Raw genomic sequence first — 25615 nt, forward strand, 5'->3', positions numbered from 1 at the left:
TGGAGTGGAACTACCGTGGCGCGTCAGTCAAGCCGCATCGCGCGCCGAGTCTTGGTCTCGGCCATGGGCGTACGATCCGTGCGCTCGATCTCTCCACAGCTCGTCCTGGGCCTGGTGGTCACCGAGCTGACCGCGCCGGCCGCCCTGTCCGAGGCCCGCCGGCTCACCGTCGGCGCCCTGGAACGGTGGGGGCTGGCCGAACGGGCCGGCGACGCCGCCCTGGTCATCAGCGAACTGGCCGGCAACGCGCTGCGGCACGGCAGCGGACCGGTCGAACTCATCCTGCGGCGCAAGCCCACCTCCGGCGGCCCCGCCGTGATCTGCACCGTGAAGGACGCCGGCAAGTGGCGCGGCTCGGACGTGCCGGACCGCGACGAGATCGAATCCGACCTCGACGCCGAGGGCGGCCGGGGCCTGTTCATCGCCCGCGAGCTGGCCGACTCGCTCATCGTTCGCGCCCCGCGCTACCGGGCGGGCACCACCGTCACGGCCACCTTCACCGCCGCCGCCGGCGAGGCCGAGGGCAGCCGTGCCGCCGGAGCGGGCAGCGCGGTGGCCCGTGGAGCGCGCGCCTGGGAACGCCGGGTGCGCCGGGCCTGGCCGCTGCGCGGCGCCGCCGGCTCCTGAAGAGCGGCTGAAGAGCGGATGAGAAGCGCAGGTGGGGACGCGCCGCACCGCAAGAGCCTGATGACAGGGTTCTAAGTAACCAAGGCTCGAAGATTTCAGCATATCGCACAGGTCAATGCTTCGTGGGCTGATGCACGGAATCGTTGCGAAACCGTCATGGTGCTGCCACCTGCCGGTCGCGTCTAAGGCCCCTGCGACGGATGTCATGGTCTCGCCCCCGAACGGGCCCGTGCCGACTACCCACCGGCGCGGCGCGACCCCACTTTGGAGCGTGACCCACCATGCGCCACACCGTCCTGCGTGCCCTCGGTTCGGCCGCCGCCTGCGGCCTGGCCGCCTCGGCCCTGGCCGCGGCTCCCGCCCACGCCGCCACCGACCCGTACTCCGCCTTCGTCTGGAACACCGGCTCGGCCAGCGAGCCGGCCATCTACAACTTCATCAACTCGGCCACCAAGTCGATCGACATGACGATGTACGAGTTCGTCGACACCACGGCCGTCAACGACCTGGTGGCCAAGGAGAAGGCCGGCGTGACCGTGCGCGTCGTGCTCGACGGCCAGCACACCTCGTACAACGCCGCCGCCATCAAGGCCCTGAAGGCGGCCGGCGTCGGCATCACCGAGTCCAACACCTCCCGGTTCACCTACACGCACCAGAAGACGATCACCGTCGACGGCACCGAGTCGCTGATCCTCACCGGGAACCTGACCTCGAGCTACTACACCACCACCTGTGACTACGGGGTCTTCGACACCGACGCCGCCGACGTGGCCGCGATCGAGGCCGTGTTCAACGCCGACTACGCCAACAAGGCGATCACCCCCGGCGCCGGCGACGATCTGCTCTGGTCGCCGACCACCGCCACCACCAAGCTGCTCTCGATCATCAACGGCGCCACCAAGACCCTGGACATCGAGGAGGAGGAGTTCTCCAGCTCCACCCTCGTCAACGCGGTGGTGGCCCGGGCCAAGGCCGGCGTGAAGGTCCGCGTCGTGGTCGAGTACCCGGCCGACTACTCTTCCGAGGTCTCCGAGATCAAGGCGGCCGGCGGCACCGTCGTCGGCTACTCCAGCAGCACCGGTTACTACATCCACGCCAAGGCGGTCGTGGCCGACTACGGCCTGTCCACCGCCGCGGTCGAGGTCGGCTCGATGAACTGGACGAGCAACTCGCTCAGCGACAACCGGGAGCTGGGCATCCTGGTCAAGGACACCGGGGTCGAGGGCGTCATCGAGACCCAGTTCGACGCCGACTACGCCGGCGGCACCCTCCAGTAGGGCGCCGGCCGGGGAGGCGCTCACCCGCTCCGCGGACGCTCGTGACCTTCGACCTGTAGGCACCGGGGAAAAGGCAGGGTAGCGTGGTGTGGGTGAGCATCTTCTTGGAACTGTTCAGCCCGGGCGGTCGGCACCGTGTCGACGAGCAGGAGCGTCTCGAGCACACCCGCGAGGTCGAGGGTGTCTCGGTGCCCGGCAGGGGCCCGATCGACCTCGGTTCCGGCGTCGTCCTGATCAAGCCTTCGGCCTCCCTCCCGTCGCGGCGGGAAGAGGAGGCCGAAGGTGACACCGACGCCGAAGGCGACGGGGACGAGGTCTAGCCGACGGTGACCGGCGTCGGCGCGTGCGCCGACGCCAGCGCCAGTTCGAGCACGTCGCGCACGTCCGAGACCAGGTGGATCTCCAGCGCGTCACGCACCTCCGCGGGCACCTCGTCCAGGTCGGGCTCGTTGCGCTGCGGCAGCAGCACGACCTTCGCCCCGGCCCGCTGCGCGGCCAGCAGCTTCTGCTTGACCCCGCCGATCGGCAGCACGCGGCCGGTGAGCGAGACCTCGCCGGTCATCGCCACCTCGGCCCGCACCGGCCGGCCGGAGAGCAGCGAACCCAGGGCGGTGACCATGGTCACGCCCGCGCTCGGGCCGTCCTTGGGCACCGCGCCGGCCGGCACGTGGACGTGCACGCCGCGGTCCTTCAGATCGCCCACCGGCAGTTCCAGCTCGGCGCCGTGCGAGCGCAGGTAGGAGAGCGCGATCTGCGCCGACTCCTTCATGACCTCGCCCAGCTGGCCGGTCAGGGTCACCCCGGTCGAGCCCGTCTCCGGGTCGGCCAGCGACGCCTCCACGAACAGCACCTCGCCGCCCGCGCCGGTGACCGCCAGGCCGGTGGCCACGCCCGGCACCGCCGTGCGCTCGGCGCTCTCCGGAGTGTGCCGCGGGTGCCCGAGGAAGTCGGGCAGGTTCTCCGCGGTCACCTGCACCGGCAGCTCCAGCTCGCCCACGGCCGTCTTGGCCGCGGCCTTGCGCAGCACCCGGGCCAGCGAACGCTCGAGGTCGCGCACGCCCGCCTCGCGGGTGTACTCGGTGGCGATGCGGCGCAGCGCGCCCTCGTCGACCGAGGCCTCCTCGTCGCTCAGGCCGGCCCGCTCCAGCTGCCGGGGCAGCAGGTGGTCGCGCCCGATGGTGACCTTCTCCTGCTCGGTGTACCCGTCCAGGCGCACCAGCTCCATCCGGTCGAGCAGCGGCCCGGGGATGGACTCGAGCACGTTCGCCGTGGCCAGGAACACCACGTCGGACAGGTCGAGGTCCACCTCGAGGTAGTGGTCGCGGAAGGTGTGGTTCTGCGCCGGGTCGAGCACCTCGAGCAGCGCCGCGGACGGGTCGCCGCGGTAGTCCGAGCCGACCTTGTCGATCTCGTCGAGCAGCACGACCGGGTTCATCGTCCCGGCCTCCTTGATCGCCCGCACGACCCGGCCGGGCAGCGCGCCGACGTAGGTGCGCCGATGGCCGCGGATCTCGGCCTCGTCGCGCACGCCGCCGAGGGCGACGCGGACGAAGCTGCGGCCCATCGCCCGGGCCACGCTCTCACCCAGCGAGGTCTTGCCGACCCCGGGCGGTCCGACCAGGGCGAGCACCGCGCCGGAACGCCGTCCGCCGACGGCCTCGAGCCCGCGCTCCTCGCGCCGCTTGCGCACGGCCAGGTACTCGACGATGCGGTCCTTGACGTCCTGCAGGCCGGAGTGGTCCGCGTCGAGTACGGCGCGGGCGCCGGGCAGGTCGTAGGCGTCCTCGGAGCGCTTGTTCCAGGGCAGGTCGAGCACGGTGTCCAGCCAGGTGCGGATCCAGCTGGTCTCCGGGTTCTGGTCGCTGCCGCGCTCGAGCTTGTCGACCTCCTTCAGGGCCGCCTCGCGCACCTTCTCCGGCAGCTCGGCCGCCTCGACCCGGGCGCGGTAGTCGTCCTGCTCGTCGGCCGGCCGGCCCTCGAGCTCGGCCAACTCCTTGCGGATGGCCTCCTGCTGCCGGCGCAGCAGGAACTCGCGCTGCTGCTTCTCCAGGCTCTCGTCGACGTCCTTGCGGATGGTCTCGGTCACCTCGAGCTCGGACAGCTGCGCCCTGGCCCACTCGCCGACCAGCTCGAGCCGCTGCTCGACGTCGACGGTCTCCAGCAGGGTCAGCTTCTGCTCCAGGGTCAGGTACGGGGCGTACCCGCCGGAGTCGGCCAGCGCGGAGGGGTCCTGGATCTGCCGGACCACGTCCACGACCTGGAACGCGCCTCGGTGCTGGAGGATCTTGATCGCGGTCTCGCGGTAGGCCTCGGCCAGGTCGCGGGCCCGCGGGCCCGCGGTCGCCTCGGGCCGGATCTCGGCCTCGACCCACAGCGCCGCGCCGGGGCCGGTGGTGCCGCGCCCGATCTTCGCCCGCCCGGTGCCGCGCACCACGGCCACCGGCTGGCCGCCGCGCAGCCGGCCGACCTGCTCGATCACCGCGAGGGTGCCGTAGGCGGCGTACTTGCCGTCCGGGCGGGGGACCAGCAGCAGTTCGGGGTGCTCGCCCGCTTCCGGGTCGAGCCGCGCCGCGTCGATCGCCGCGCGGGCGTCGTTGTCATTCAGGTCCAGCGGCACGACCATGCCCGGGAGTACGACCTCGTCATCGAGCGGCAGGACGGGCAGAGCCTTGGTGGTGGACGTGATCGCCATGTACGCTCCTCGGTTCGTCGTCGCCGGAGACCGGCCACGAAGTTGAGTCTGACCTACTCAACTTCGCGTAGACGACCGCTGTTCCCGCCTTTGTTCGCTGTGCGCGAACGCTCCCACTCCCGCGCGTGCTCGATCCGGGCCGGCACCGGGGGGTGGGTGAAGAAGAGCGCGACCCGCGCCGGGTGCGGCTCGAGGTCGGCGACGTTGCGCACGCCCAGGCGGCGCCAGGTGGAGACCATGGCGGCCGGGTCGCGGGTCAGGTCGAGGGCGAACTGGTCCGCCCGCCGCTCGATCCGGCGGCTGTAGAGGTTGTACAGCGGCCCGAGGACGCCGCCGAGAAGGCTGGAGACGGCCAGGCACAGCGCCAGCGCGCGCGGGTCGGCGGCGCCGGTCACGTGCGCCGCGTCGTGCAGCGCGCCGAGGCCGAGCGCCCACGCCAGCACCGCCACCGAAGCCGCCAGGCCGCAGGCGCTCAGCGCCGTGCCCGTCACCACGTCGCGGCGGGCCGCGTGGCCGAGCTCGTGTGCGGCGACGCTCGCGATCTCGTCGGGGGAGCAGTGCTCGATCGTGGTGTCCCACAGCACGATCCGGCGGGTGCGGCCGAAGCCGGAGACGTAGGCGTTGTCGGCGGTCGTGCGCTTGGACGCGTCCGACACGAGTACGTCGCGCACCTGCACGCCCGAATCCCGTGCGACGGCGAAAAGGCGCTCGCGCAGCTGCCCGGCTTCGAGCGGGCGGAACTTGTTGAACATCGGCTCGATCACCACCGGCATCAGGAAGGAGAACACGAACACCAGCGCCACTCCGGCCGCCCCGACGATAAGCGGCCAGGTGTGCGGCGCGTGCCGGGTGATGGCGAAGAACCCTGTCGACGCGCCCGCCATCAGCAGCCCGAGAAGCAGGAACCCGCGCAGCGAGTCGAGCCAGTACAGGCTGCGCGAGCGCGTGCTCAGGCCCCACGCGTGGTTGATCCGCTCGCTCCACAACGAGAACGGGAGCGCGGCCAGCCACAGCACGATCCGCAGCGCGAGCGCGCCGAGCGTCGCCGTCGCGGCCCACCCGCCGCCGGCCACGTCGCCCGCCGCCCGCGACAGGCCGCTGCCGAGCGGGGTGAATCCGAACACGCACACGACCGCGATCCCGGTGGCCGTGGAGCCGTAGCGCAGCGGCGCCGTGGCCCGCTTGCGCTCCCGCGACCGCGCGTACTGCTCGGGCGTGAAGTCAGGTTCCGGCTCGGGGGTCGCGGCCGGCCGGTTCGGTGTCTCGGTCACGTTCCCATTCTGCGGCTTGGGCGGCCCGGGCGGCTTGGACCGCTTCGCGCTGCGGGGGCGCCGTGATCCGATGCCGTAGATCCCACAGCCGCGCGGCGCAGCGCGCGCCCTGCCGGGCCACTCCCGGGCCGGTGATCCCGCAGATCCCGCACAGGATCGCGGCCGGCTCCGGGTGCCGGATCGTGGCCGTCGCCAGCACCGTGAAGCACACCAGCCAGGCGCCGTCCACGGCCAGCAGGCGCTCGGCCGCGAGCCGTCGCGCCGGCTTCCTGCGATGCCGGGCCGTCCCGCGGCCCGCGGAAACCGTAGCCATGAAGTAATGCTAGGAAATCAATACCGTCATGCACGACGACACGCCGATGATCATCTCGGATGATCCCGGCTTGTCACTGTGTCGGGACGTCGATCCCGGAGATGCTGCCGTTGTACTCGAAGCTGCTGATGGTGTAGGTCCACGTACCGGATCCGGCCGGGGCGTGGTCGAAGGTGTCATAGCTCGCCAGCGAGCCGCCCGCGGGTACGTTCTTGGTGAAGCTCGGGTCGTCCGTGCACGCCGTCGCCGAGGACTTCACACTCGCGTCGTCCGTGGCGAGCTTTCCTTCGTCCGGGGTGTCGTAGGTGCAGCCGAACGGCTGAGTGGTGCTGGTGTTGTTGGTGTAGCGCAGGTCGGCCTGCACTGATCCGTCCGAGTTCACCTTGACGTCCACCAGGTAGACGCTGGAGTAGTCGAGGAGGTCGGTGGCGACCAGCCGGTTCACCTTGTACGTGCCCGGCTTGTAGCTCAACACATCCCCGGAGGAAGCGGCCGACGCCGGAGTCGAAGCCGCAGGCGCGGAACTCGCCTCTGTCGCCGAACTCGTGTCGACCGCCGACTGCTGCGCGACCGGGCTGACGGATGCAGTGCTCGTATGGCTGGTGGACGGGCCGGGGCAGCAGTTCCGATTGCCCTGGGCCAGCACCACGGCCGTCGCCGTGACGGCCGCGACCACCACCGCCCCGCCGGTCGCCAGCAGGGCGTTGCGAGTCCGGTGCGACGCCGCGGCCGGCGGCGGCATCGGCGGCCGCAGCAGCGGCGTCGGCGGGGTGAGCGCGACGTGCGGCCGGTCGGAGTAGGCCGGCGGGCGCGGCGGCGCGCTGCGCGGCATCACGGTCGGCGCGGCCGAGACCGCCTGCTCGCTGTTCCCAGCCAGCAGGCGCTGCACCTCCTGGCGTCGTTCGCCGAGCAGACCCCTGACGCTCTCCGGCAGCCACAGCGCGTCGTGCAGCACGGTCTCCTGGCCGACGACCTCGAGGTGCTCGAGCAGCTGCGCGGGCGTCGGCCGGGCCGCGGGCTCGCGCACCAGCATCGGCGTGACCAGGGTCTTGATGAAGTCCGCAACGCCGGCGAGATCCGGCGCGTCGCTCACCGTGCGGTGCGCGACCGCCAGCGCGTCGCCCTTGCCGAACGGCCCTACCCCGCGTGCGGCGTACACCAGCACGCAGGCGAGCGCGAACATGTCCGCGGCCGCGGTCGGATCCCGCCCGCTGAGCACCTCCGGCGCGATGTAGCCGGGGGAGCCCACCGCCATGCCGACGGCGGTGAGCGAGGTCAGCGAGTCGTCGCCGAGCGCGATCCCGAAGTCGATGACCACCGGCCCGTCCGGCGCCAGCAGGATGTTGTGCGGCTTGACGTCCCGGTGCACCAGCCCGGCGCGGTGGATCGCGGCCAGCGCCTCGGCCAGCCCGCCGGCCAGCGCGGTCACGGTGGCGGGCGGCAGCGGTCCGGCGGTCTTGACCGCGTCCGCCAGCGAGGGCGCGGGCACGTACTCGGTGGCGATGTACGGCCGCTCGCCGGTCGTGTCCGCGTCCACCACGCTGGCCGTGTAAAGCCCTGACACCGACATCGCCGCCCGGGCCTCGCGGGCGAAGCGCTCCCGGTAGTTCGGCTGGTTCGCCAGGCCCGCCCCGATCACCTTCACCGCCACGGCCCGGCCGGCCGGCGAGGTGGCCAGGTAGACCCGGCCCATGCCGCCGTCACCGATCACCGCGCGCAGGCGGTACGGCCCCAGCCGTCTCGGATCGTCCCCACCCAAACCAAGCACGGCGACAGCCTAGTACGCCGCGTCCTAAGGCCGAAGAGCCGCGCCCGCCCCGCGTACCTCCTCGAGCAGCAGGCTGACATCGCCGGCGTCGGTCAGGGGGTTGATCAGGCAGGCGCGCAGTATCGCCCGGCCGCGGAACGTCGAATCGGTGATGAAGGCGCGGCCCGCGGCCTGCACCGCCGCCGCCGAAGCGGCGGTGAGCCGATCCGCCTCATCGGGCTCTGATCCGGCCGGGGCGTAGCGGAAGGCCACGATCGAGGTCTCGACCGGTGCGGCGAGTTCGAAGTCGGGGTCGCGCTCGACCAGCTCGCCCAGCAGCCGCGCGGTCGAGGCGCACGCCGTGATGTCCGCGGCCACGCCCTCCCGGCCGCGCGCCGCGATCGCGGCCCACACCGGCAGCGAACGCGGCGGCCGGGTCTGTTCGATGCCGTACTCGCTGTACCAGCCGAGCTCTCCGGCCGCGTCGTCGCGCAGGTACGCCGGCACGTAGGAGAACGTCTCGCGCAGCTGCGCGCGGTCGCGCACGAGCAGGCAGCCGACGCCGGCCGGCACCTGCAGCCACTTGTGCGGGTCGAGCGCGAGCGAATCGGCCCGCTCCATGCCGGCGTACCGGTGCGCGATCGCCGGATCGAGCACGCCGAGGCCGCCATAGGCGCCGTCCACGTGGAACCAGAGTCCTTCTTCGGCGGCGATCGACGCGAGCTCGTCGAACGGGTCGACCGCTCCCGTGCTCACCGTGCCGGCCGACCCGACGATCAGGAACGGCACGGCACCGGCCGCGCGGTCCGCCGCGATCGCCCGCCGCAGCGCGTCCACCTGCAGACCGCCGGATTCGTCCACCGGCGCGACGTGCAGGTTCTCCGAACCGATGCCGAGCAGCTCGACGGCCTTGCGCACGCAGGAGTGCACTTCCTCGCTGCCGTACGCGACCAGGCGCGGAGCGCCGGACAGGCCGTGCGCGCGCACGTCCCACCCCGCCGCGGCCAGCGCGCGCTGGCGCGCCGCGCCCACCGCCACGATCGTGGCCATCGACGCGCCGGACGTCAGCAGCCCGGCGCCGGGCTCGTGCGGGAACCCGACCAGCTCGGCGATCCAGCGCACCGCCGCCCGCTCCAGGTGGACGTCGCCGTGGTCGCCGCCGGCCGACGACGGGTTCATGGCGGCGGCCAGCAGCGCCGCCGCGACGCCGGCCGGGTGCGGGGCCGCGTTGACCCAGCCGAAGAAGGCCGGGTGCCCGTTGCCCATCGGGTAGGCGAGCACGTCGCGCTCGAGCGCCTCGAGCACCTGCTCGGCGTCGAGGCCCTGGTCCGGCAGCGCCTGTCCGGCCAGGCCGACCCGCAGCGCCGGCGGCGTCGGCCGCCACACCGGGCCGTCGGCGAGGCCGTCGAGGTGCCCGGCGGCGATGCGGGCTGCGGTCTGGAGGATGTCGTGCGCGTCTGCCATGCGCCCCACTTTATGCTCACCGCGGAGGAACCCGACGCCCACCTCGGATGACGTGAGTGTGGCAGGATCTTCGACGTGACGACGATCGGCTTCACCCCGGAGGAGACCGCCGCCTGGTACGCCTCGGTCCCCAAGCTCGCCCTGTCCGCCAACGCGGTGCTGCGCGACCCGGAGGGCCGGGTGGCGATGGTGCGCAACACCTACCGTGAGGGCTGGTCGCTGCCGGGCGGCGTCGTCGACGACAACGAGGCCCCCGCCGACGCCTGCGTGCGCGAGGTGCGCGAGGAGCTCGGCCACGACGTGGACGGCCCCGTGCGGCTGCTCGCGGTGCAGTGGGCCGAGCGCGGCGAGGGACCGGTGCAGTTCCTCAGCCTGACCTTCGACGCCGGGGTGTGCCCGGACCCGGCCGCGCTGCGGCCGCAGGAGGAGGAGATCGCCGAGATCGCCTTCTTCGCCGTGGACGAGCTGCCGCCGGGGCTGCGGCCGTTCATGCGCGCACGGATGGACGCGATCGTCGAGGGCGGCTTCCACGACGTCGCCTATCTGGAGTCACACCTGCCGCGGCACCCGTGAGAGCTCGGCCACCAGCGCCGGCAGGGCCTCGGAGATCGGCTCCCGGACCAGCTCGGTGGCCAGATCGTCGTAAGGGGTCGGCTCGTTGTTGACGATCACGAGGTCGGCCCCGGCCGCCACCGCGATCTCGCACAGCCCGGCCGCCGGATGCACCCGCAGCGAGGTGCCCACGGCCAGGAACACCGCCGCGGCCCGGGCGAACTGCCCGGCCCGCCCGTTCACGTCCTCGTCCAGGAACTCGCCGAACATGACGGTGGCCGGCTTGAGGATCCCGCCGCAGCGCTCGCACTTCGGGTCCGGCTCACCCGCGTCCACCCGCGCGGCGATCTCGTCCAGCGTGCCGGTCCAGCCGCACTTCGCGTGCGTGCACAGCACCTCGAAGATGTTGCCGTGCAGCTCGAGCACCTTGCGCGGGGACGAGCCCGCCTTCACGTGCAGCCGGTCCACGTTCTGGGTCAGGATCCGCACCGAGCGGTGGCGCTCGAGCTCGGCGAGCGCGAGGTGGCCCGGGTTCGGCTCGGCCGTGCGCGCAGGATTGTTCCGGCGGGCGTTCCAGGAGCGTTCGCGCAGCTGCGGATCGCGCATCTAGTCCACGATGTTCGCGGTGAGCTCCGCGATCGGGTTCTGCGTCCACAGGCCCTGCGGGCTGCGGAAGTCCGGGATCCCGGAGTCGGTGGAGATACCGGCGCCGGTGAGCACGGCGATCGGGCCGGGGCGGTCGCGCCAGGAGGGGCCCTCGAGCCCCGCGGCGGAGTTCGTCATGCGGCCAGGCTAATCGCGCCCGTCAGCGCTCTTCCACAGGATTTCTACGAACCGCGCCCTCGGACCGCGGGCGCAGCCGAGCACGCGCCGCGCCCCCCGCGGCGCTGCGCGTGCCCTCCCCTCCGCGGCCACTGCGCGTTTTCGGCGGGCGCGTCAGCGGTCCTCCACCGAGATCCGCAGCGCCCGGGCGAAGTCCACCGCCAGCTCCACCGCCTGGGAGCTGTCGATGACCGCGCCCTTGAGGTTCTCGAACCCGTCGACGCACTCGAGCACGGTGGCGTCCCGGAAGTCGGCCCTGGCCAGCCTGGCCTTGGCGAACTTGCCGTCGCGCACCGCCGAACCGGGAAACGACACCTCCCGCAGCGAGGCGCCGCTGAAGTCCACGTCCCGCAGGATGCAGTCCTCGAAGACCACCTCGTGCAGCTCGGCGCCGCGCAGGTTCACCGCGTCCAGCTTGCAGCGCTGGAACACCACCCGGCGCAGCTGCGCGCCGAAGGCCTCGATCCCGGCGAACGAGCAGGAGAGCACGCTCGCGTCCAGCCACTCGCTCTCGGCCAGGTCGCCGCTGAGCACCCGCCCGCCGCGCCACCAGACGTCGGTGAACCGGGCCCGGCGCATCCGTACGCCCTCGAACACGACGTTCTCGAAGGCGCACTCGGTGAACCGGCTGCTGCCGGCGTCCGCGTCCGCCTGGTGCAGCGCGTCGAAGTGGCACAGGTCGTGGTCCCCGTCGCGCAGCAACGGGCCCCGGTGCGGATCGAGCGCGTGCGCGAACGGGAGCTCGTCGATCTCCCGGGCGATCTTCGTCATGGTCCCACCGTAACCGGAGCCGCCGACAGAACCCCTCGTGGCGGCGGCCGCCGCCGCCCTCACCCGGTCTTCCTGGACCGGGCCATTCCGGAGAGCTCGACGATGCGCGGGCCGGCCTTGGCCGGCGATCCGGCGTCGAACGGCGGCTGCGGGTCGTACTCGATGCCCAGCTGGATCGCCTTGGCCATGTCCTCGCCCAGGATCTCGGCGACCAGGGTCAGGGCCAGGTCGATGCCGGCCGAGACGCCCGCGCCGGTGACGATCCTGCCCTGGCGCACGACCCGTTCGCTCGTGTACGTGGCGCCGGTCCGCTCGAGCAGCTCGGTCGCGGCCCAGTGCGTGGTCGCCTTGAGACCGCGCAGCAGTCCGGCCGCGCCGAGCACCAGCGAGCCGGTGCACACGGACGTGGTCCACTGCGTGGTCGCGTGCACCCGGCGGATCCAGTCGAGCAGCACCTCGTCCGTCATCCCGGCGCGCGTGCCCCAGCCGCCGGGCACGAGCAATATGTCGGCCGCCTCGATCTCGTCGAAGGACGCGTCGGCCTGCAGGCCCAGCATCCGGCTGTCGGTGCGCACGACGCCCTTCGCGGCCGCCGCGAAGACGACCTTGGCGTCGGGCATCGAGCGCAGCACCTCGTACGGCCCGATCGCGTCGAGGGCGGTGAAGTCGTTGAAGATCGGAATCACGATGTCCATGCCTCGATGCTGTCAGGACTCGGACATGGCGGCAATGACGCGCAGGCGACAGATTACGCCATGGCGCTCCCGCCGCCCGGCGCCGTGAACCCGGCTCCGGTGGCCGCGAACCGCCCCCGGTACTCGTGCGGAGCCACCCCGAGCAGCCGCTGGAACGAGCGCTGCAGCGTGCGCAGCGTGCCGAATCCGCACACGCGCGCGATCCGCTCCACCCCGTCGTCGGTGGTCTCCAGCAGCCGGCACGCCGCCTCCACCCGGGCCGCCTCCACGTACCCGGCCGGGCTGTGCCCCGTCTCGCCGTGGAAGACCCGCAGGAACTGACGCTCGCTCAGCCCGACCCGGTCGGCCAGCGCCGGCACGGACAGGTCCGCGCCGGGATGCTCCGCGATGAACCCCAGCAGGTCCCGGATCGGCTCCCGCGTCGGCCGCTGCGCCCGCAGCTGCACCGAGAACTGACGCTGGCCGCCCGGCCGCTGCACGAACACGACGAGCTGGCGCGCGATCTCACGTGCCGCGGCCGCGCCGTGATCCTCCTCGACCAACGCCAGAGCGAGATCGATGCCGGCGGTCACGCCCGCCGAAGTGGACACCGCGCCGTCCCGGATGAAGATCGGATCCGCGTCCACGCTCACCTTCGGATACCGCGCGGCGAGTTCCTCGGCCCGGCTCCAGTGCGTGGTCGCCTTCCGCCCGTCGAGCAGCCCGGATTCGGCCAGCAGAAGCGCGCCGTTGCACACGGATGCCGTCCGGCGGCACGATCTCGACGCCCGCGCGATCCACTCGGGGTATTCGGGCCGCCTGATCGCCACGTCCAGACCCCGGCCGCCGACCACGATCAGCGTGTCCGCGCCCGCGAACGGCGTCGCCGCCTCGGCCACCACCGCAAGGCCGCTGCTGGAGATCACCTGACCCGGGTCCAGGGCCAGGGTCCGCAGCGTGTAGCGCCCCGGCGAGTACCGGTCGGCCTGCGAGAAGACCTCCAGCGGGCCGGTCAGATCAAGCATCTGGAAGTCCGGGAAGATCAGGAAGGCGATCTCACGGGCCGTCATGCCGACGCGTCCGCCAGGCCGGTCGCGACGGCCCCGAGCCGGTCCGCGTACTCGATCCGCTCCCGCCATCCGCTCGGGAAGGCCTCGATTCCCAGCGCGGCCCCGGCGAACGCGCCTGCCAGCGCGGCGATCGAGTCCGAGTCGCCGCGCGTGCGCGCCGCCCGCCGCAGCGCCGCGTGCGGATCGTCGCGGTAGAGCAGGAAGCACAGCAGCGCGGTCGCCAGCGCCTCCTCGGCGATCCAGCCCTCGCCCGTCGCGTCGCAGGGATCTGTATCGCGGTCACCGGCCGCGATCGCCGCGTCCAGCCGGTCCAGCACCGCGAGGCACTCGTCCCAACCCCTGGCCATGAAGGCCTCGGGCGACGTGTCGTGGCTGCGCGACCACAGGTCGCCGAGCCAGCCGTGGTGGTAGACCTCGCGCTGCTGCAGCGCCCGATCTCGCAGGGCTGACGGCACGTCAGCGGGGTCCATGCCTTCGAGCAGCCACCAGGTGGCGAACGCGGTCAGCTCGCTGGCAGCCAGTCCGGTGGGGTGGCCATGCGTCAGCGCGGCCTGCAGCTGCGCGGCCCCGGCGCGGGTCGAGGACGAGAGTCTGCCGACGAGCCCGACCGGCGTCACGCGCATGTTCGCGCCGCAGCCCTTCGACCCGGGTATCGTCGCGCGGACCCACGGCTTGCCCTCGGCGAGGTCTCCGCACGCGCGCAGGCACGTCATGCCCGGCGCCCGGTTGTTATCCGGCGAATGCGCCCAAAGGACGAAGCGGCGCGTCCATACGGGTGCGAGCACCTCCGCCGAGAGTGCTGTCCCCGTCTCGAGCACTTCGAGCAAGCCCTCGCCGACCGCGAGCGCCATCTGCGTGTCGTCGGTCACCAGCGCCGGCTCCGACAGATCGGATGGGCCACCCGAGCCGAAGCTGCGGTCGATGTCGGCAAGCGTGAGGAATTCCGTCGGCTTGCCGAGTGCGTCTCCATAGGCGAGCCCGAATATCGACCCCGAAACCCGTTCGTGCAGCGTCGTCATACGGCCGATCGTAGATGTCCTAAGGCCCTATACGCCGAGGACGACCGTGGCGGCGAGGACATCGGCCGCGGAGCGGCGGCCGCGCACCAGCACGGTCTCACCCACCTTCAGCTGTTCGCGGCTGAAGGGATGCGCCAGCGCACCGAAGCGGGTCGTCGCGCCCAGTTGCACCGTCACGTGTTCGCCTGTAGCGAGGAGGTGGCCGGTGAAGGAGCCCGAGCCGATCGACTCGATGACCACCCGAACGTCGACTGCGCGGCCGAGCTTGGCGGCAGCGGTTGCGGTCGCGACGGCGCCGGGCGTCGGGGCGGCTCCGCTCGTGGTGGTGTTCGCGGCCGGCCCGGAGGAGCCGACCGCCTCGTACGCGCCGAACCCGACGGCGACGGCCAGCGCGGCGGCGCCGGCCAAGACGGCGATGCTGCGCAGGCGTCCGCCGCTCCCGTTCCCCCGCCCGCCCGGCACCGCCGGGGCCGACGGGTCCACCGGGCCCGACGCCGTGGGAGAGGGCGGATCGGCCGCGTACTCCGGCGGAAATGAATACGCACCTTGAGTCTCCTGCTGGGCCCGGTCGTCGGCCCGCCGCGCCCGGAAGGCGTCGAAGGCGCCCCACGGCTCCGGCGCCGGATCCGGCTGCTCGCCCTCGTTCTGGCTGGACACTTCGGTTCGGCTCCCCGCTCGGCTCGCTCGGCTGTGCTGGCAGCGCCAGTACACCCGATCGAGGGTAAAGAGCGCGTCAACGCCGCTCCGGCCTGCGGCGCAGGTGGAAAACCGGTTGCGGCCCGCTGCCCGGTATGCCAGGGTCGGCAGTTCGCCCCTCTTCCCCCCGTCTTCGTCCCCTGACGCCTGTGGAGCCGCCGCATGCGCGTGTACCTGACCGCTGCCCGATTATCGCTGCGACGCAACCTCGCCTACCGGTCCTCGGCCGCCGCCGGGGTGGTGACCAACACCGCCTTCGGCTGCATCCGCGCCTACGTGCTCGTCGCGCTGTGGAAGCAGAAGCCCGAGATCAACGGCTGGGACCTCGCCGACGCCTGCACCTATGCCTTCCTCACCCAGGCCCTGATCGCGCCGATGGGCGTGTTCATGAACGGCACCGAACTCGGCCCGCGCATCCGCAACGGGGACGTGGCCGTCGACCTCTACCGTCCGGCGGACTTCCAGTCCTGGTGGCTCGCCCTCGACGCCGGCCGCGCGGCGGGTGCCGCGCTGCTGCGTTCGCTTCCGCCGGTCCTGCTCGGCGCGCTCGTCTTCCCCGTCGCCCTGCCCCTCTCGCCGGTGCGCTGGGCCGCGTTCCTGCTGTGCTGCGCGGTCGGATACCTCGTCAGCTTCTCACTGCGCTACCTGATCAGCCTCATCGCGTTCTGGACCATGGACGAGCGCGGCATGGCGTCGATCACCCTCGCGGTCGGCTTCTTCTGTTCCGGGATGATCCTGCCGCTGACGATCATGCCCGGCGCGCTCGGCGCGATCGTCCAGCACACGCCGTGGGCGGCCATGATCCAGCTCCCGGCTTCGGTCCTGCTCGGCACCCAGCCCGGTGGAGCGGCCTACGCGCTCGCGTTCGGCCTGACCTGGGCGCTGATCCTGCTGGCCGCCGGCCGCCTGCTCACCGAAGCCGCGCGGCGCAAGGTGGTGGTGCAAGGTGGCTGAGTCCGCCGAACGCCCGCTGGCCGCCCCCGTCGCCTACCTCCTGCTGGTGCGCATGTGGTCGCGCTCGGTCTGGCAGTACCGCACCTCGCTGGTGTTGACCGGACTCGGCCAGATGCTGACCACCTCGCTCGACCTGATCGCGATCTTCGTGCTCTACTCGCAGGTCACCGTCCTGGGCGGATTCACCCTGCCGCAGACGCTGTACCTCTACGGCACCACCCGGCTCGCCTTCGCCCTGTCCGATCTCGTCGCCAGCGGCGTCGAGAACCTCGCCGACTCGATCCGGCTCGGCACCTTCGACCTCGTCCTCATCCGCCCGGTCAGCACGCTCGCGCAGGTGCTCGCGGACCAGTTCACCCCCAAGCGACTCGGCAAGCTCGTGCCCGCCACGGCCACCCTCGTCTGGGCCCTGATCGACCTGCCGGTGCACTGGACCGCGCCGAAGATCGCGGTGTGCCTCGGCACGATCCTGTGCGGGTTCGTGCTCTACTGCGCCTTCTGGGTCCTGTCCGGCTGTATCAGCTTCCTGGCCGTGGACGCCCGCGAGGTGGCGAACACCTTCACCTACGGCGCCGAGTTCGCCAGCGAATACCCGCTGACCATCTTCGGCCGTCCGCTCGGGTTCGCCCTGACCTTCGTCCTGCCGGTCGCCTTCGTCACCTGGCAGCCCTCGCTCTACGTGCTCGGCCACCCCGACCCCTTCGGCCTGCCCGGCTTCCTGCGCCTCGCCTCGCCGGCGGCCGCCGCCCTGTTCTCCGCCCTGGCCGTGCTGGCCTGGCGCGCGAGTATCCGCCGCTATCGCTCGACCGGGAGTTGACCGCCGTGACCACCGTGCCCGCCCAGGCCCCCCAAGCCGCCGCCGCCTCCGCCGCGCAGATCGATCCGATCATCCTGGCGGAGGGTCTGACCAAGGTCTTCACCTCCCGCAAACGCGCCGGCCGGCTGCGCCGGGAACGCAGCGACTTCACCGCCGTCGACGGCATCGACCTGCGCGTCGCGCCGGGCGAACTGGTCGGCTACATCGGCCCGAACGGCGCCGGGAAGTCCACCACCATCAAGATGCTGACGGGCATCCTGACCCCGACCGCCGGCACGCTGCGCGTCGCCGGCTTCGAGCCGCAGCGCGACCGGGTCAAGCTGGCCCGGCGCATCGGCGTCGTGTTCGGGCAGCGCACCACCCTGTGGTGGGACCTGCCGCTGCTCGACTCGTTCACGCTGCTGCAGCGCCTCTACCGGATTCCGCCGGAGCGCTACGCGGCGAACCTCGCCTACTACACCGAGGCGCTCGACCTCGGGCCGTTCCTCGACCGGCCGGTGCGCCAGCTGAGCCTCGGCCAGCGGATGCGCGGCGACATCACCGCGGCGCTGCTGCACGATCCGGCCGTGGTGTACCTGGACGAGCCCACCATCGGCCTCGACGTGGTCTCCAAGCACGCGGTGCGCGAGTTCCTGCACGATCTCAACACCCGTACCGGCACCACGATCCTGCTCACCACGCACGACGTCGACGACATCGAGCGGCTGTGCTCCCGCGTCGTCGCCATCGACCACGGCCGCGTCACCTACGACGGTCCGCTGGACCAGCTGCGCGCGGAGCGGGACCTCGAAACGGTCGTGCGCGAGCTCTACACCCGGCAAGAGGTCTGATTCCCCCGTTCCGGCTGCTCCGCCACCCGTAGACGAACCTGTTGATACGAAAGGGTGACTTGTCCGCGAGTCTGTCCCGCTCCGCTCACCCGCTCGGATGACGATGGCCACGGGGGCGCATTCCATCCGACGGCGTAGAACGCGGTCGATTCCAACCACAGCGGAGGTGGCCCGATGAGCGGAGCGGCAAAGGCACGGAGCAAGGCCAGGCCCAAGCGGCCGACCGGTCGGCCGGCCGAGGAACGCCCGGGAACCGAGGCCGAGGACTCGATCGTCGCACGGCCGTTCGATCAGCTCGGCACCGTCCCCGGCCCCCGAACCGGGCCGGGGACGGGCGTGGACGGCAGGACCGGCCCGACCCTGACGGTCGTGGAGGCGCCGGCCGAGAGCGTGTTCGCGCGCGGCTACCCGGCCCCGGCCGACGCCGTGCGCTGCGCGATGCTCGGCTCGCCGCCGACCTTCTGGTTCGACGGCGACGCGGGCCGGCTGACCGTGTCGGTGGAGGCGGGCCGGCTGGTCGCCGCGGGCGTGGCCTTCGTCTCCGAGGACGTGGCGGACCTGGTGGCCGCGGCCGTGCTCAACCACGACGGCGAGCGGGCCGACGCGGTCGAGCCGGTGCGCGCCGCGCTGGCCGAGATGGCGGCGCGGGCCGGGCAGGAGCCGGTGGAGATCGTGGTGGACCTCTCCGGCGACAGCCCGCGGCTGGGCTGGCTCTCCCGGTTCGACCCGGCGCCCTGGGTCACCTGGCACGACTGGTGGGCCGCGTTCGCGGTGTCCGCGGCCGGCCGGCTGACCACCGCGCTGGCCGGCGCCGGCCGGACCGGCGACTACGACGACTGCTTCACCGCGCACGGGCTGCGGGTGGCCCGCTGCGCCGAGCCCTGCTGCGCGAGCCCGCTGACGGACCGTCATCCGGCCTGGCCCGGGATCTGGACCACGGCCGGGGGCGCGCTCGGACCGGTGTGCGCCGCGACCGCCGACGCCGGCGCATGGCCGGCCGGTCTCCTGGCCGCGGCCCCACACCGCGTCACGGAAGAGTAACGATTCGGTCGGGGGAGCGGGAAGTCGGAATCCAGCCCCCGGAAGGGTGGTTAGTTTACATTAGCTAACTATATTTCCGGGTAAGGATCAGGCATGGCCAAAGACGGGTCGATATCCACGGTCGGGGCCCCGACCCTCGCTCCCCACTCCAGATTCGGGCATTTCCGGCACGCGATGAGCGCCGGCCCGGAGCACTCGCACTACAAGTGGGTCGCGCTCACCAACACCACCGTGGGCATGCTGCTCGCCACGATCAACTCCTCGATCGTGCTCATCTCGCTGCCGGCGATCTTCAACGGCATCAAGCTCAACCCGTTGGAGTCCTCGAACACCAGCTACCTGCTGTGGATGCTGATGGGCTACATGCTCGTCACCGCGGTGCTGGTGGTCACCCTCGGCCGGCTCGGCGACATGTACGGCCGGGTGAAGCTCTACAACATGGGCTTCGCCATCTTCACGGTCTGCTCCGTGATCCTCTCGGTGGACCCGTTCAGCGGCGGACACGGGGCGCTGTGGCTGATCGGCTGGCGCGTGGTGCAGGCCGTCGGCGGCTCGATGCTGATGGCCAACTCGGCCGCCATCATCACCGACGCCTTCCCCGCCAACGAGCGCGGCATGGCGCTCGGCATCAACATCGTCGCCGCGCTGGCCGGCTCCTTCATCGGCCTCGTGCTCGGCGGCGTGCTGGCGTCCTGGGACTGGCGCTCGATCTTCTGGGTCAACGTCCCGATCGGCGTCATCGGCACCGTCTGGGCGTACAAATCGCTGCACGAGACCGGCGTCCGGCGGCCGGGCAAGATCGACTGGTGGGGCAACATCACCTTCCTGGTCGGCCTGACCGCGATCCTCGCCGCGATCACCTACGGCATCCAGCCCTACGGCGGCCACACCATGGGCTGGACCAACCCGCTGATCCTGACCGGCCTGATCGGCGGCGTCGTGGTGCTCGGGCTGTTCCTGTTCATCGAGTCCCGCGTGGCCAACCCGATGTTCCAGCTCAAGCTGTTCCGCAACGTCGCGTTCTCCAGCGGCAACGGCGCCTCGTTCCTGATCGCGGTGGCGCGCGGCGGCCTGCAGTTCATGCTGATCATCTGGCTGCAGGGGATCTGGCTGCCGCTGCACGGCTACAACTACGAGGACACCCCGCTGTGGGCGGGCATCTACCTGGTCCCGCTGACCATCGGCTTCCTGGTCTCCGGCCCGGTCTCCGGCAAGCTCTCGGACAAGTGGGGCCAGCGCTCCTTCGCCGTGGCCGGCCTGCTGCTGATGGCGGCGACCTTCGGCGGCATGCTCGCGCTGCCGACGAACTTCAGCTACCCGGTCTTCGCGCTCCTGATCTTCCTCAACGGCGTCGGCGGCGGCCTGTTCTCCGCGCCGAACACCTCGATGATCATGTCCAGCGTGGGCCCGGAGATGCGCGGCGCCGCCTCCGGCATGCGCTCGACCTTCATGAACGCGGGCAGCCTGTTCTCCATCGGCGTGTTCTTCTCGCTGATGGTGATCGGCCTCGCCAGCCAGCTGCCGCACGCCATCGTCACCCAGCTGACGGCGCAGAACGTGCCGGCGGGGGTGGCCCAGCAGGTCGCCGCGATCCCGCCGGTCGGCGTGCTGTTCGCCGCGTTCCTCGGCTACAACCCGATGCAGCAGCTGCTCGGCGACAAGGTGCTCAACAACCTGCCGCCGCAGAACGCGCAGACCCTCACCGGCCACCAGTTCTTCCCCAACCTGATCGCCGGCCCGTTCCAGCACGGCCTGATGATCGTGTTCTGGCTGGCCATCGGCATGAGCGTGGTCGGCGCCGCCGCCAGCCTGGCCAAGCCCCGCCGCGCGTCTCTCTGAGCGCCGCCGCCGAGGACGCCGTCGGCCCCGTGCCGCGGCCGCGCGCGCCGACCCGCGCGCGGCCGCACCCCCGCCCGCCCCGCCGCTTCGCCAGCGGCGGGGCGGTGTCGTCGGCGGAGGCGTCTCAGGTGCCGAAGATCCGCTAGCCTCTGACGCCGGAGGGATCAAACGTGAAGACGGAACGCAGATTCGCCGACGCTCGCCGACTGGCCGGTGTCGTACGGGAAGTGTTCGGGGCCGATCGCAGCGTCGTGGACGTGGACCGGCTGGCGGGCGGTAGCAAGAAGGGCGTCTACCGGGTCACCCTGGACGACCGCACCAGCACCATCGTCTACATCTGGAGTGCCGAGGAAGACTACTGGGACGGGCTGCTGCCGGAGTCCGCGGCGGACCCGGAGGACGTGTTCGCGCACTCGTCCGGCATCGACCTGTTCGAGATGGCCACGCGCCGACTGGAGGCGGCCGGGGCGCGCTCGCCGCGTCTTCTGTTCGCGGACCGGAGCCGGCGGCTCTATCCGGCGGAGATAGCCGTGGCCGAGGATGTCAGAGGCGGCACGCTGGAGCGGCTGCTCGAGACCGATCCGCAAGCCGCGAAGGCGCCCCTGGAACAGCTCGGGGAGATGCTGCGGGAGATGCACCGGTACCGGGCCCCCGCGTTCGGCAAGATCGCGTTCGTCGACGGCGGCGGCGTGTCGAAAGGCGGCACGTGCGAGGCGGCCCACCTGCAGCCCACGCTGGCGAACATCGCGTTCGCCGCGGAGCGTGACGCGCGTGCGGCCAAGGGGCGCGAGCAGTTGGAGGACAAGCTCCAGGCGCTCTACGCGGCGGTCGAGCCGCGCTCGGAGTTCGGGCTGGTGCACGGCGAACTCGGCCCCGACCACGTGCTGATCGGCCCGGACGGCGAGCCCGTCCTGATCGATGTCGAAGGGCTGATGTACTTCGACGCCGAGGTCGACCACACCTGGATGAGGATGCGCTTCCAGGAGCACTACCAGCCGCTGCGCAATCCGGACCTCGACCCGGTCCGGATGAAGTACTACCAGTACACGATGCATCTCGGCCTGGTCGGCGGGCCGCTGCGGATCGCGGAGGGCGACTTCCCGAACCGGGAGTGGATGCTCGCGGCCGCCGACTATCACCTGAAGCAGGCTCTGGCGTACGAGGTCTGATCCACGCCGGCTCCACGCCGCCGGGGCACTGTCATGCCCCGGCTGCGTCGTCCGCAGACCGCAAGCCCTCGCACGCCCCCAGGATCAGCTCCACCAACTCCGCGAACCGCCGGTCGTCGTCCTCGAAGATCTCCCGCCCGGCCTCCGCGACCAAGGGGTAGGCGTCGCTGTCGACGCGCGCGTCCCGGTCACGCAGGTCGTAGCGCGGGTCGCCGGCGGCTTTGGCCTGGATCACGGACTGCTCCTCGATGCAGAAGCCGATGACGAAGTGGTGCAGCAGCACGTTCGCCTGGGCGGCGGTGCGGACGGTGAAGCCCTGGCGCATCATCGCGGCGAGGCGTGGCTCGCGGCGGCGCAGTACCTCGACGTCGGTCATGGTGGTGCCGGTCGCCATCTTGGCGCCGTCCCGGTGTGCGAGTAGTTCGGTGCGGGCGATCCGCGCGTATGCGGCGAGGGCTGTGCGCCAGGGCTCGTCGACCGACCGCTCCTCGAGCCGGAGGCTGATGCGCCGCCAGATCTCCGTGCCCATCTCGTCCAACAGCTCCTGCTTGGACCGCACGTGCCAGTACAGCGCCGGCGCCTGCACGTCCAGCCGCGCGGCGACCTTGCGCAGCGTCAGCCCGTCGAGCCCTTCGGCGTCGAGCGTGTCCAGAGCCGCGCGCACGACGTCTTCCTTCGCCAGTCCCTTGCTCATCCTCGCCACCTTGACAGTTTAACGCCGTTAAGTGCACCATCGGAAGGGCAACTTAACAACGTTAAGGAGGACCGGGCGATGAAGGCAGCGGTGGTGCGGCAGGCGGACGGCCGGCCGGAGTACGGGGAGTTCGACGAGCCGCGGGCCGGCGAGGGGGAGGAACTGGTCGAGCTGGTGGCGGCCGGGCTGCACCAGCTGGTGCGCTCCCGGGCGCACGGCAGGCACTACAGCACCGACAACGTCTATCCGCTGGTCCCGGGTGTGGACGCGGTGGCCCGGACGCAGGACGGAACGCTCGTCTACACCGGCAACCCGCGGGCGCCGTACGGCACGATGGCCGAGCGCATCGCGGTGGCGCGGCGGATGCGCTTCCCGCTGCCGGACGGTACCTATGAGCGCGCGGTGCAGGTCGCGGCTGGGATGAACCCGGGCATGTCGTCGTGGCTGCCGTTGCGGTGCCGGCGGACGAGCGAGGGCGCGGAGCAGACCGGCGGCGTCGTCGCCATCGTCGGCGCCACCGGCACCTCCGGCCTGATGGCGGTGCAGAACGCGCTGGCGCTCGGCGCGGAGCGCGTCATCGCGCTGGGCCGGAACGAGGAGGCGCTCGAACGCGCGCGGGGCTATGGCGCGGCGACGGCGAAGTTGGCTGAGGACAGGGAATCGACCGTCTCGGCGATCCTCGAGGCCCTCGACGGCGGCACGCCGGACATCGTGCTCGACTACGTGTGGGGTGCTCCCGCGGAGGCGATGTTCGCCGCGCTGAGCGGCAGGCAGCAGGCAGCGGAGGAGATCGAGTACGTCCAGATCGGCGCGCTGGCCGACATGGACGCCGCGCTGCCGGCTTCGCTGCTGCGGAGCCGGAGGATCCGGGTCAGGGGAAGCGGCCTCGGCTCGGTGAGTGCGGCCACGATGATGCGACTGATGCCCGAGTACGTCGAGCGCATCGCCGGCGGCGGCGTCGACGTGCCGGTCGAGACCCATCCGCTCGCCGACGTGGCCGAGGCGTGGAGCGCGACTCCCGCCGACGGGTCGCGGATCGTGTTCACACCCTGAGGGCCCCGAGTCGGCGGTCCGATGAACCGGACCCGCGGTCGTCGCGTCCGCGAGTCCGGTCCTGGCGCGAAAATCAGGAGTAAGAAATGGAATCGAGCTCGCAGGTACGGATCAGCGGCCCGTAATAGGGGTAGAGCGCGCAGGTCCAGTTCGCGGTCGCCGTCGAAGTCCCCGGCGTCAGGCTGTAGGTGTAGCCCTCCCACATGCTGTTCTCGACGTAGCCGTTGCCGCCGCAGTAGGTGTCCAGCGCGACACTGCTCGCGGAACTCGGCACGACGAAGGTGACTTCCTTCTCGTACGAGTTGACGACATAGCCCGAAGCGCCCAGCGCGGTGTACGTCCAGCCCGAACCGTAGTTGATTTCGAACCCGTACATCATCGTGCCGTCCGCGCAGGTGACGTACGAGTTGATCGTGCGGGTGCCGTCCGCCGCGGCGAACTGCGGAGTGGCGCCGACCAACAGCAGCGACGCCGCGGCCAGGGTGCCGGACGTGACCGCGCGACGGCGAAACATTTCGAAAGCCATTTCCCGCTCCATTCCGATGGCGAGTGGGGTGCGTAGGTATACGGATACCGGCACTCGCGCATCGGAAGAAAGCAGGCCTGGAATATCTGGCGACCGGTCAGAATATTGATATCGATGTTCATGGCGCCCGATACTGGGCCGGGGAGTTCACGTGAACTCGCGGCGCCGGCCGACCGGCCGGTGAAATTTTCTCGCCTCAGCTCTGCGCGGGGATCCCGCGGCGCAGCAGTTCCGTCGCCTCCGCCTCGGTGCGCGGCGCCGGGATGGCCACGCCGGCCGGGAGCTGGCGGGCGAGCAGGTCGGCGTAGACCTCCTGCAGGTGGGTCGGGCGGCCCGCGGCGGGGGTGACGGCGCCGGAGACGGGGACGGTGACACCGCTCAGCGGGTCGTCGGTGCGCGGCGCCGGCAGGGTGAGCGCACCGCCGACGTCCACCGCAGCGGCGTCGCGCGCGGTCAGCGGCGCGAGCCCCCACCGCTTCTCGATCGTCTTGAGCACGCTGGTGTGGTCGAACGGGGTCGCGCCCGCCGGCACCCGGTAGACCGTGCCCGCCTCGATCAGCGGCGAGACCAGCACGGTGGGCACCCGCGGGCCGAACCGGGTGAAGTCGAACCCGTACTCGCCCGCGGTGTTGTCCGGCGGGGTGGCGCCGACCGGCGGCGCGACGTGGTCGTAGAGGCCGCCGTGCTCGTCGTAGGTCAGGATGAACAGGGTGCTGTTCCAGTCCGGGCCGTTGCGCAGCGCGGTGTAGACGTCGTGGATCAGCTGCTCGCCGAGCGCCACGTCGTAGTTCGGGTGCTGGCTGTTGCCGGTCGCGCTCCAGGACGGCTCGAGGAAGGCGAAGCCCGGCAGGGAGCCGGCCGCCGCGTCCCGCTGGAAGTCGGTGAACAGGCCGAAGTGGGACGCGGGCGCCTGAGCGAGGTCCGGGAACGTGTGCCTGGTCAGCGGCTGAGCGTCGTAACCGTAGACCTTCCACTCCACCCCGGCCGCGCCGAGCGAGGCGCAGATCGACGGGGAGGTGAAGGTCTTCGTCTTGTCGTCCATGTGGCCCTGGCTGGTGCCGGAGAGCGCGAACGCGCGGTTCGGCAGCGTCTCGGTGGGCGCCGAGCCGAACCAGTGGTCGCAGACGGCGAAGCCGCGCGCCAGCGCCGAGAGCACCGGCAGCGCCTCCGGGGTGTAGCAGCCCATGATGTCGGCCGGCTGCGTGCCGGCGACGATCGACCAGCCCTCCTTGGCCTCCCAGCCGAGGGTGTAGGCGTAGTCCGTGACGAAGCCGCTCATGGTCGCGGCCGGCGGGTTCGGCGCCGTGGTCGCGCCGAACAGCTGGCTGTTGGTGGCCGCGTAGCCCTCGCCCGGATCGGCGCCGGGCATGAAGTACGCGTTCGGCGTCGTCGGCGAGATCGGGAACACCGGCACCGCCTTGCCGTCCGTGCCCGGGTTGGACTCCGTCCCGCCGAGGCCCTCGAACGGCTGGCCGGTCGGCGAGACGTTGCCCGAGTCCTGATACAGGTAGCCGAGCATGTGGTCGAACGAGCGGTTCTCCAGCATGAGCACCACGATGTGCTCGATCGCCGCGAGCCCGCCCGCCGCGCTGTCCGTCATCTTTCGTCGCCTTTCCCGCGAGTGCCTGGGTTCAGCATGGCACTGGCCGGTGACGAAAAACGCACGCACAGTGAAACGGCGGTGGATCCCACCCCCC

23 protein-coding genes and 2 pseudogenes are annotated in these 25615 nt (G+C 71.7%); 11 read left to right on the top strand and 14 right to left on the bottom strand.

Annotated elements, in window-relative coordinates; translation table 11 throughout:
* Window positions 1–63 precede the first annotated feature (63 nt).
* The 3 genes from ACTRO_RS33385 (at window position 64) to ACTRO_RS33395 (ending at window position 2224) form a co-directional block, all read left to right on the top strand.
* On the top strand, window positions 64–627 hold the full coding sequence (locus ACTRO_RS33385) for an ATP-binding protein (protein ID WP_034269619.1): 564 nt from the start codon (window positions 64–66) through the stop codon (window positions 625–627).
* Window positions 628–908: 281 nt separating this feature from the next.
* Window positions 909–1904, top strand: a complete 996-nt coding sequence (locus tag ACTRO_RS33390) for a phospholipase D-like domain-containing protein (RefSeq protein WP_034269622.1) — start codon at window positions 909–911, stop codon at window positions 1902–1904.
* Between the two features lie 92 nt (window positions 1905–1996).
* Window positions 1997–2224, top strand: a complete 228-nt coding sequence (locus ACTRO_RS33395; protein WP_034277874.1) for a DUF6191 domain-containing protein — start codon at window positions 1997–1999, stop codon at window positions 2222–2224.
* Here ACTRO_RS33395 and lon read toward each other — a convergent pair.
* From lon to ACTRO_RS33420, 5 genes are all read right to left on the bottom strand, one after another.
* Complete coding sequence (gene lon, locus ACTRO_RS33400; protein ID WP_034269624.1) at window positions 2221–4596, bottom strand: endopeptidase La; 2376 nt, start codon at window positions 4594–4596, stop codon at window positions 2221–2223. The genes ACTRO_RS33395 and lon overlap by 4 nt on opposite strands.
* A gap of 53 nt (window positions 4597–4649) precedes the next feature.
* Window positions 4650–5867 (bottom strand): M48 family metallopeptidase, encoded by a 1218-nt coding sequence (locus ACTRO_RS33405; protein WP_051451767.1) that lies wholly within the window; start codon window positions 5865–5867, stop codon window positions 4650–4652.
* A complete protein-coding gene (locus ACTRO_RS33410) occupies window positions 5818–6180 on the bottom strand; it encodes a hypothetical protein (RefSeq protein ID WP_034269627.1) in 363 nt (120 codons plus the stop codon). Before ACTRO_RS33410 ends, ACTRO_RS33405 begins: the two co-directional genes overlap by 50 nt.
* A 73-nt stretch (window positions 6181–6253) precedes the next feature.
* The gene (locus tag ACTRO_RS44275; RefSeq protein ID WP_157436590.1) at window positions 6254–7948 is read right to left on the bottom strand and encodes a serine/threonine-protein kinase; all 1695 of its coding nucleotides are present in this window, start codon (window positions 7946–7948) and stop codon (window positions 6254–6256) included.
* A gap of 24 nt (window positions 7949–7972) precedes the next feature.
* Window positions 7973–9391 (bottom strand): pyridoxal phosphate-dependent decarboxylase family protein, encoded by a 1419-nt coding sequence (locus ACTRO_RS33420; RefSeq protein WP_034269629.1) that lies wholly within the window; start codon window positions 9389–9391, stop codon window positions 7973–7975.
* Window positions 9392–9466: 75 nt separating this feature from the next.
* Between ACTRO_RS33420 and ACTRO_RS33425 the strand changes: the two genes are divergently transcribed.
* Window positions 9467–9964 carry an NUDIX domain-containing protein gene (locus tag ACTRO_RS33425; RefSeq protein ID WP_051451769.1) on the top strand — a complete coding sequence of 166 codons (498 nt, stop codon included), beginning with the start codon at window positions 9467–9469 and terminating at the stop codon, window positions 9962–9964.
* Here the strand turns inward: ACTRO_RS33425 and ACTRO_RS33430 are convergent.
* From ACTRO_RS33430 to ACTRO_RS33455, 6 genes and pseudogenes are all read right to left on the bottom strand, one after another.
* Window positions 9941–10726: pseudogene (locus ACTRO_RS33430) on the bottom strand (SIR2 family NAD-dependent protein deacylase). The gene ACTRO_RS33425 and the pseudogene ACTRO_RS33430 sit on opposite strands and share 24 nt — an antisense overlap.
* A 153-nt stretch (window positions 10727–10879) precedes the next feature.
* A complete protein-coding gene (locus ACTRO_RS33435; protein ID WP_034269632.1) occupies window positions 10880–11536 on the bottom strand; it encodes a pentapeptide repeat-containing protein in 657 nt (218 codons plus the stop codon).
* Window positions 11537–11595: 59 nt separating this feature from the next.
* Entirely contained in the window at window positions 11596–12231 is a 636-nt protein-coding gene (locus ACTRO_RS33440) for a DJ-1/PfpI family protein (protein WP_034269635.1), read from the bottom strand.
* A 53-nt stretch (window positions 12232–12284) separates the two neighbouring features.
* Window positions 12285–13280, bottom strand: a complete 996-nt coding sequence (locus tag ACTRO_RS33445; RefSeq protein WP_051451770.1) for a GlxA family transcriptional regulator — start codon at window positions 13278–13280, stop codon at window positions 12285–12287.
* The gene (locus ACTRO_RS33450; RefSeq protein WP_034269638.1) at window positions 13277–14299 is read right to left on the bottom strand and encodes an ADP-ribosylglycohydrolase family protein; all 1023 of its coding nucleotides are present in this window, start codon (window positions 14297–14299) and stop codon (window positions 13277–13279) included. The genes ACTRO_RS33445 and ACTRO_RS33450 overlap by 4 nt, the downstream gene beginning before the upstream one ends.
* A 27-nt stretch (window positions 14300–14326) precedes the next feature.
* On the bottom strand, window positions 14327–14956 hold the full coding sequence (locus tag ACTRO_RS33455; protein ID WP_034269641.1) for a hypothetical protein: 630 nt from the start codon (window positions 14954–14956) through the stop codon (window positions 14327–14329).
* A 201-nt stretch (window positions 14957–15157) separates the two neighbouring features.
* On the opposite strand from ACTRO_RS33455, the gene ACTRO_RS33460 reads away from it, so the two are divergent.
* The 6 genes and pseudogenes from ACTRO_RS33460 (at window position 15158) to ACTRO_RS33485 (ending at window position 21645) form a co-directional block, all read left to right on the top strand.
* Window positions 15158–15949, top strand: coding sequence for an ABC transporter permease (locus tag ACTRO_RS33460; RefSeq protein ID WP_034269644.1), 792 nt, complete (start codon window positions 15158–15160; stop codon window positions 15947–15949).
* On the top strand, window positions 15942–16766 hold the full coding sequence (locus tag ACTRO_RS33465) for an ABC transporter permease (protein WP_051451771.1): 825 nt from the start codon (window positions 15942–15944) through the stop codon (window positions 16764–16766). The genes ACTRO_RS33460 and ACTRO_RS33465 overlap by 8 nt, the downstream gene beginning before the upstream one ends.
* A 68-nt stretch (window positions 16767–16834) precedes the next feature.
* Window positions 16835–17566, top strand: a pseudogene (locus ACTRO_RS33470) (ABC transporter ATP-binding protein); the annotation flags it as partial.
* Between the two features lie 204 nt (window positions 17567–17770).
* The gene (locus ACTRO_RS33475; protein WP_034269647.1) at window positions 17771–18637 is read left to right on the top strand and encodes a hypothetical protein; all 867 of its coding nucleotides are present in this window, start codon (window positions 17771–17773) and stop codon (window positions 18635–18637) included.
* A 174-nt stretch (window positions 18638–18811) separates the two neighbouring features.
* A complete protein-coding gene (locus tag ACTRO_RS33480; protein WP_211244774.1) occupies window positions 18812–20476 on the top strand; it encodes an MFS transporter in 1665 nt (554 codons plus the stop codon).
* A gap of 170 nt (window positions 20477–20646) precedes the next feature.
* A complete protein-coding gene (locus ACTRO_RS33485) occupies window positions 20647–21645 on the top strand; it encodes a phosphotransferase family protein (RefSeq protein ID WP_051451772.1) in 999 nt (332 codons plus the stop codon).
* Window positions 21646–21676: 31 nt separating this feature from the next.
* Here the strand turns inward: ACTRO_RS33485 and ACTRO_RS33490 are convergent, their stop codons facing one another.
* Window positions 21677–22339, bottom strand: a complete 663-nt coding sequence (locus ACTRO_RS33490; protein ID WP_034277895.1) for a TetR/AcrR family transcriptional regulator C-terminal domain-containing protein — start codon at window positions 22337–22339, stop codon at window positions 21677–21679.
* 78 nt (window positions 22340–22417) lie between these two features.
* Here ACTRO_RS33490 and ACTRO_RS33495 point away from each other — a divergent pair, with 78 nt between their 5' ends.
* Window positions 22418–23392 (top strand): quinone oxidoreductase family protein, encoded by a 975-nt coding sequence (locus tag ACTRO_RS33495; protein WP_034269649.1) that lies wholly within the window; start codon window positions 22418–22420, stop codon window positions 23390–23392.
* 73 nt (window positions 23393–23465) lie between these two features.
* Here the strand turns inward: ACTRO_RS33495 and ACTRO_RS33500 are convergent, their stop codons facing one another.
* Together ACTRO_RS33500 and ACTRO_RS33505 are read right to left on the bottom strand one after the other, a co-directional pair.
* Complete coding sequence (locus ACTRO_RS33500; RefSeq protein WP_157436591.1) at window positions 23466–23918, bottom strand: hypothetical protein; 453 nt, start codon at window positions 23916–23918, stop codon at window positions 23466–23468.
* Window positions 23919–24114: 196 nt separating this feature from the next.
* Entirely contained in the window at window positions 24115–25518 is a 1404-nt protein-coding gene (locus ACTRO_RS33505) for an alkaline phosphatase family protein (RefSeq protein WP_063628119.1), read from the bottom strand.
* Window positions 25519–25615: the final 97 nt, after the last annotated feature.

Source organism: Actinospica robiniae DSM 44927 (genome assembly GCF_000504285.1).
GTDB lineage: Bacteria > Actinomycetota > Actinomycetes > Streptomycetales > Catenulisporaceae > Actinospica > Actinospica robiniae.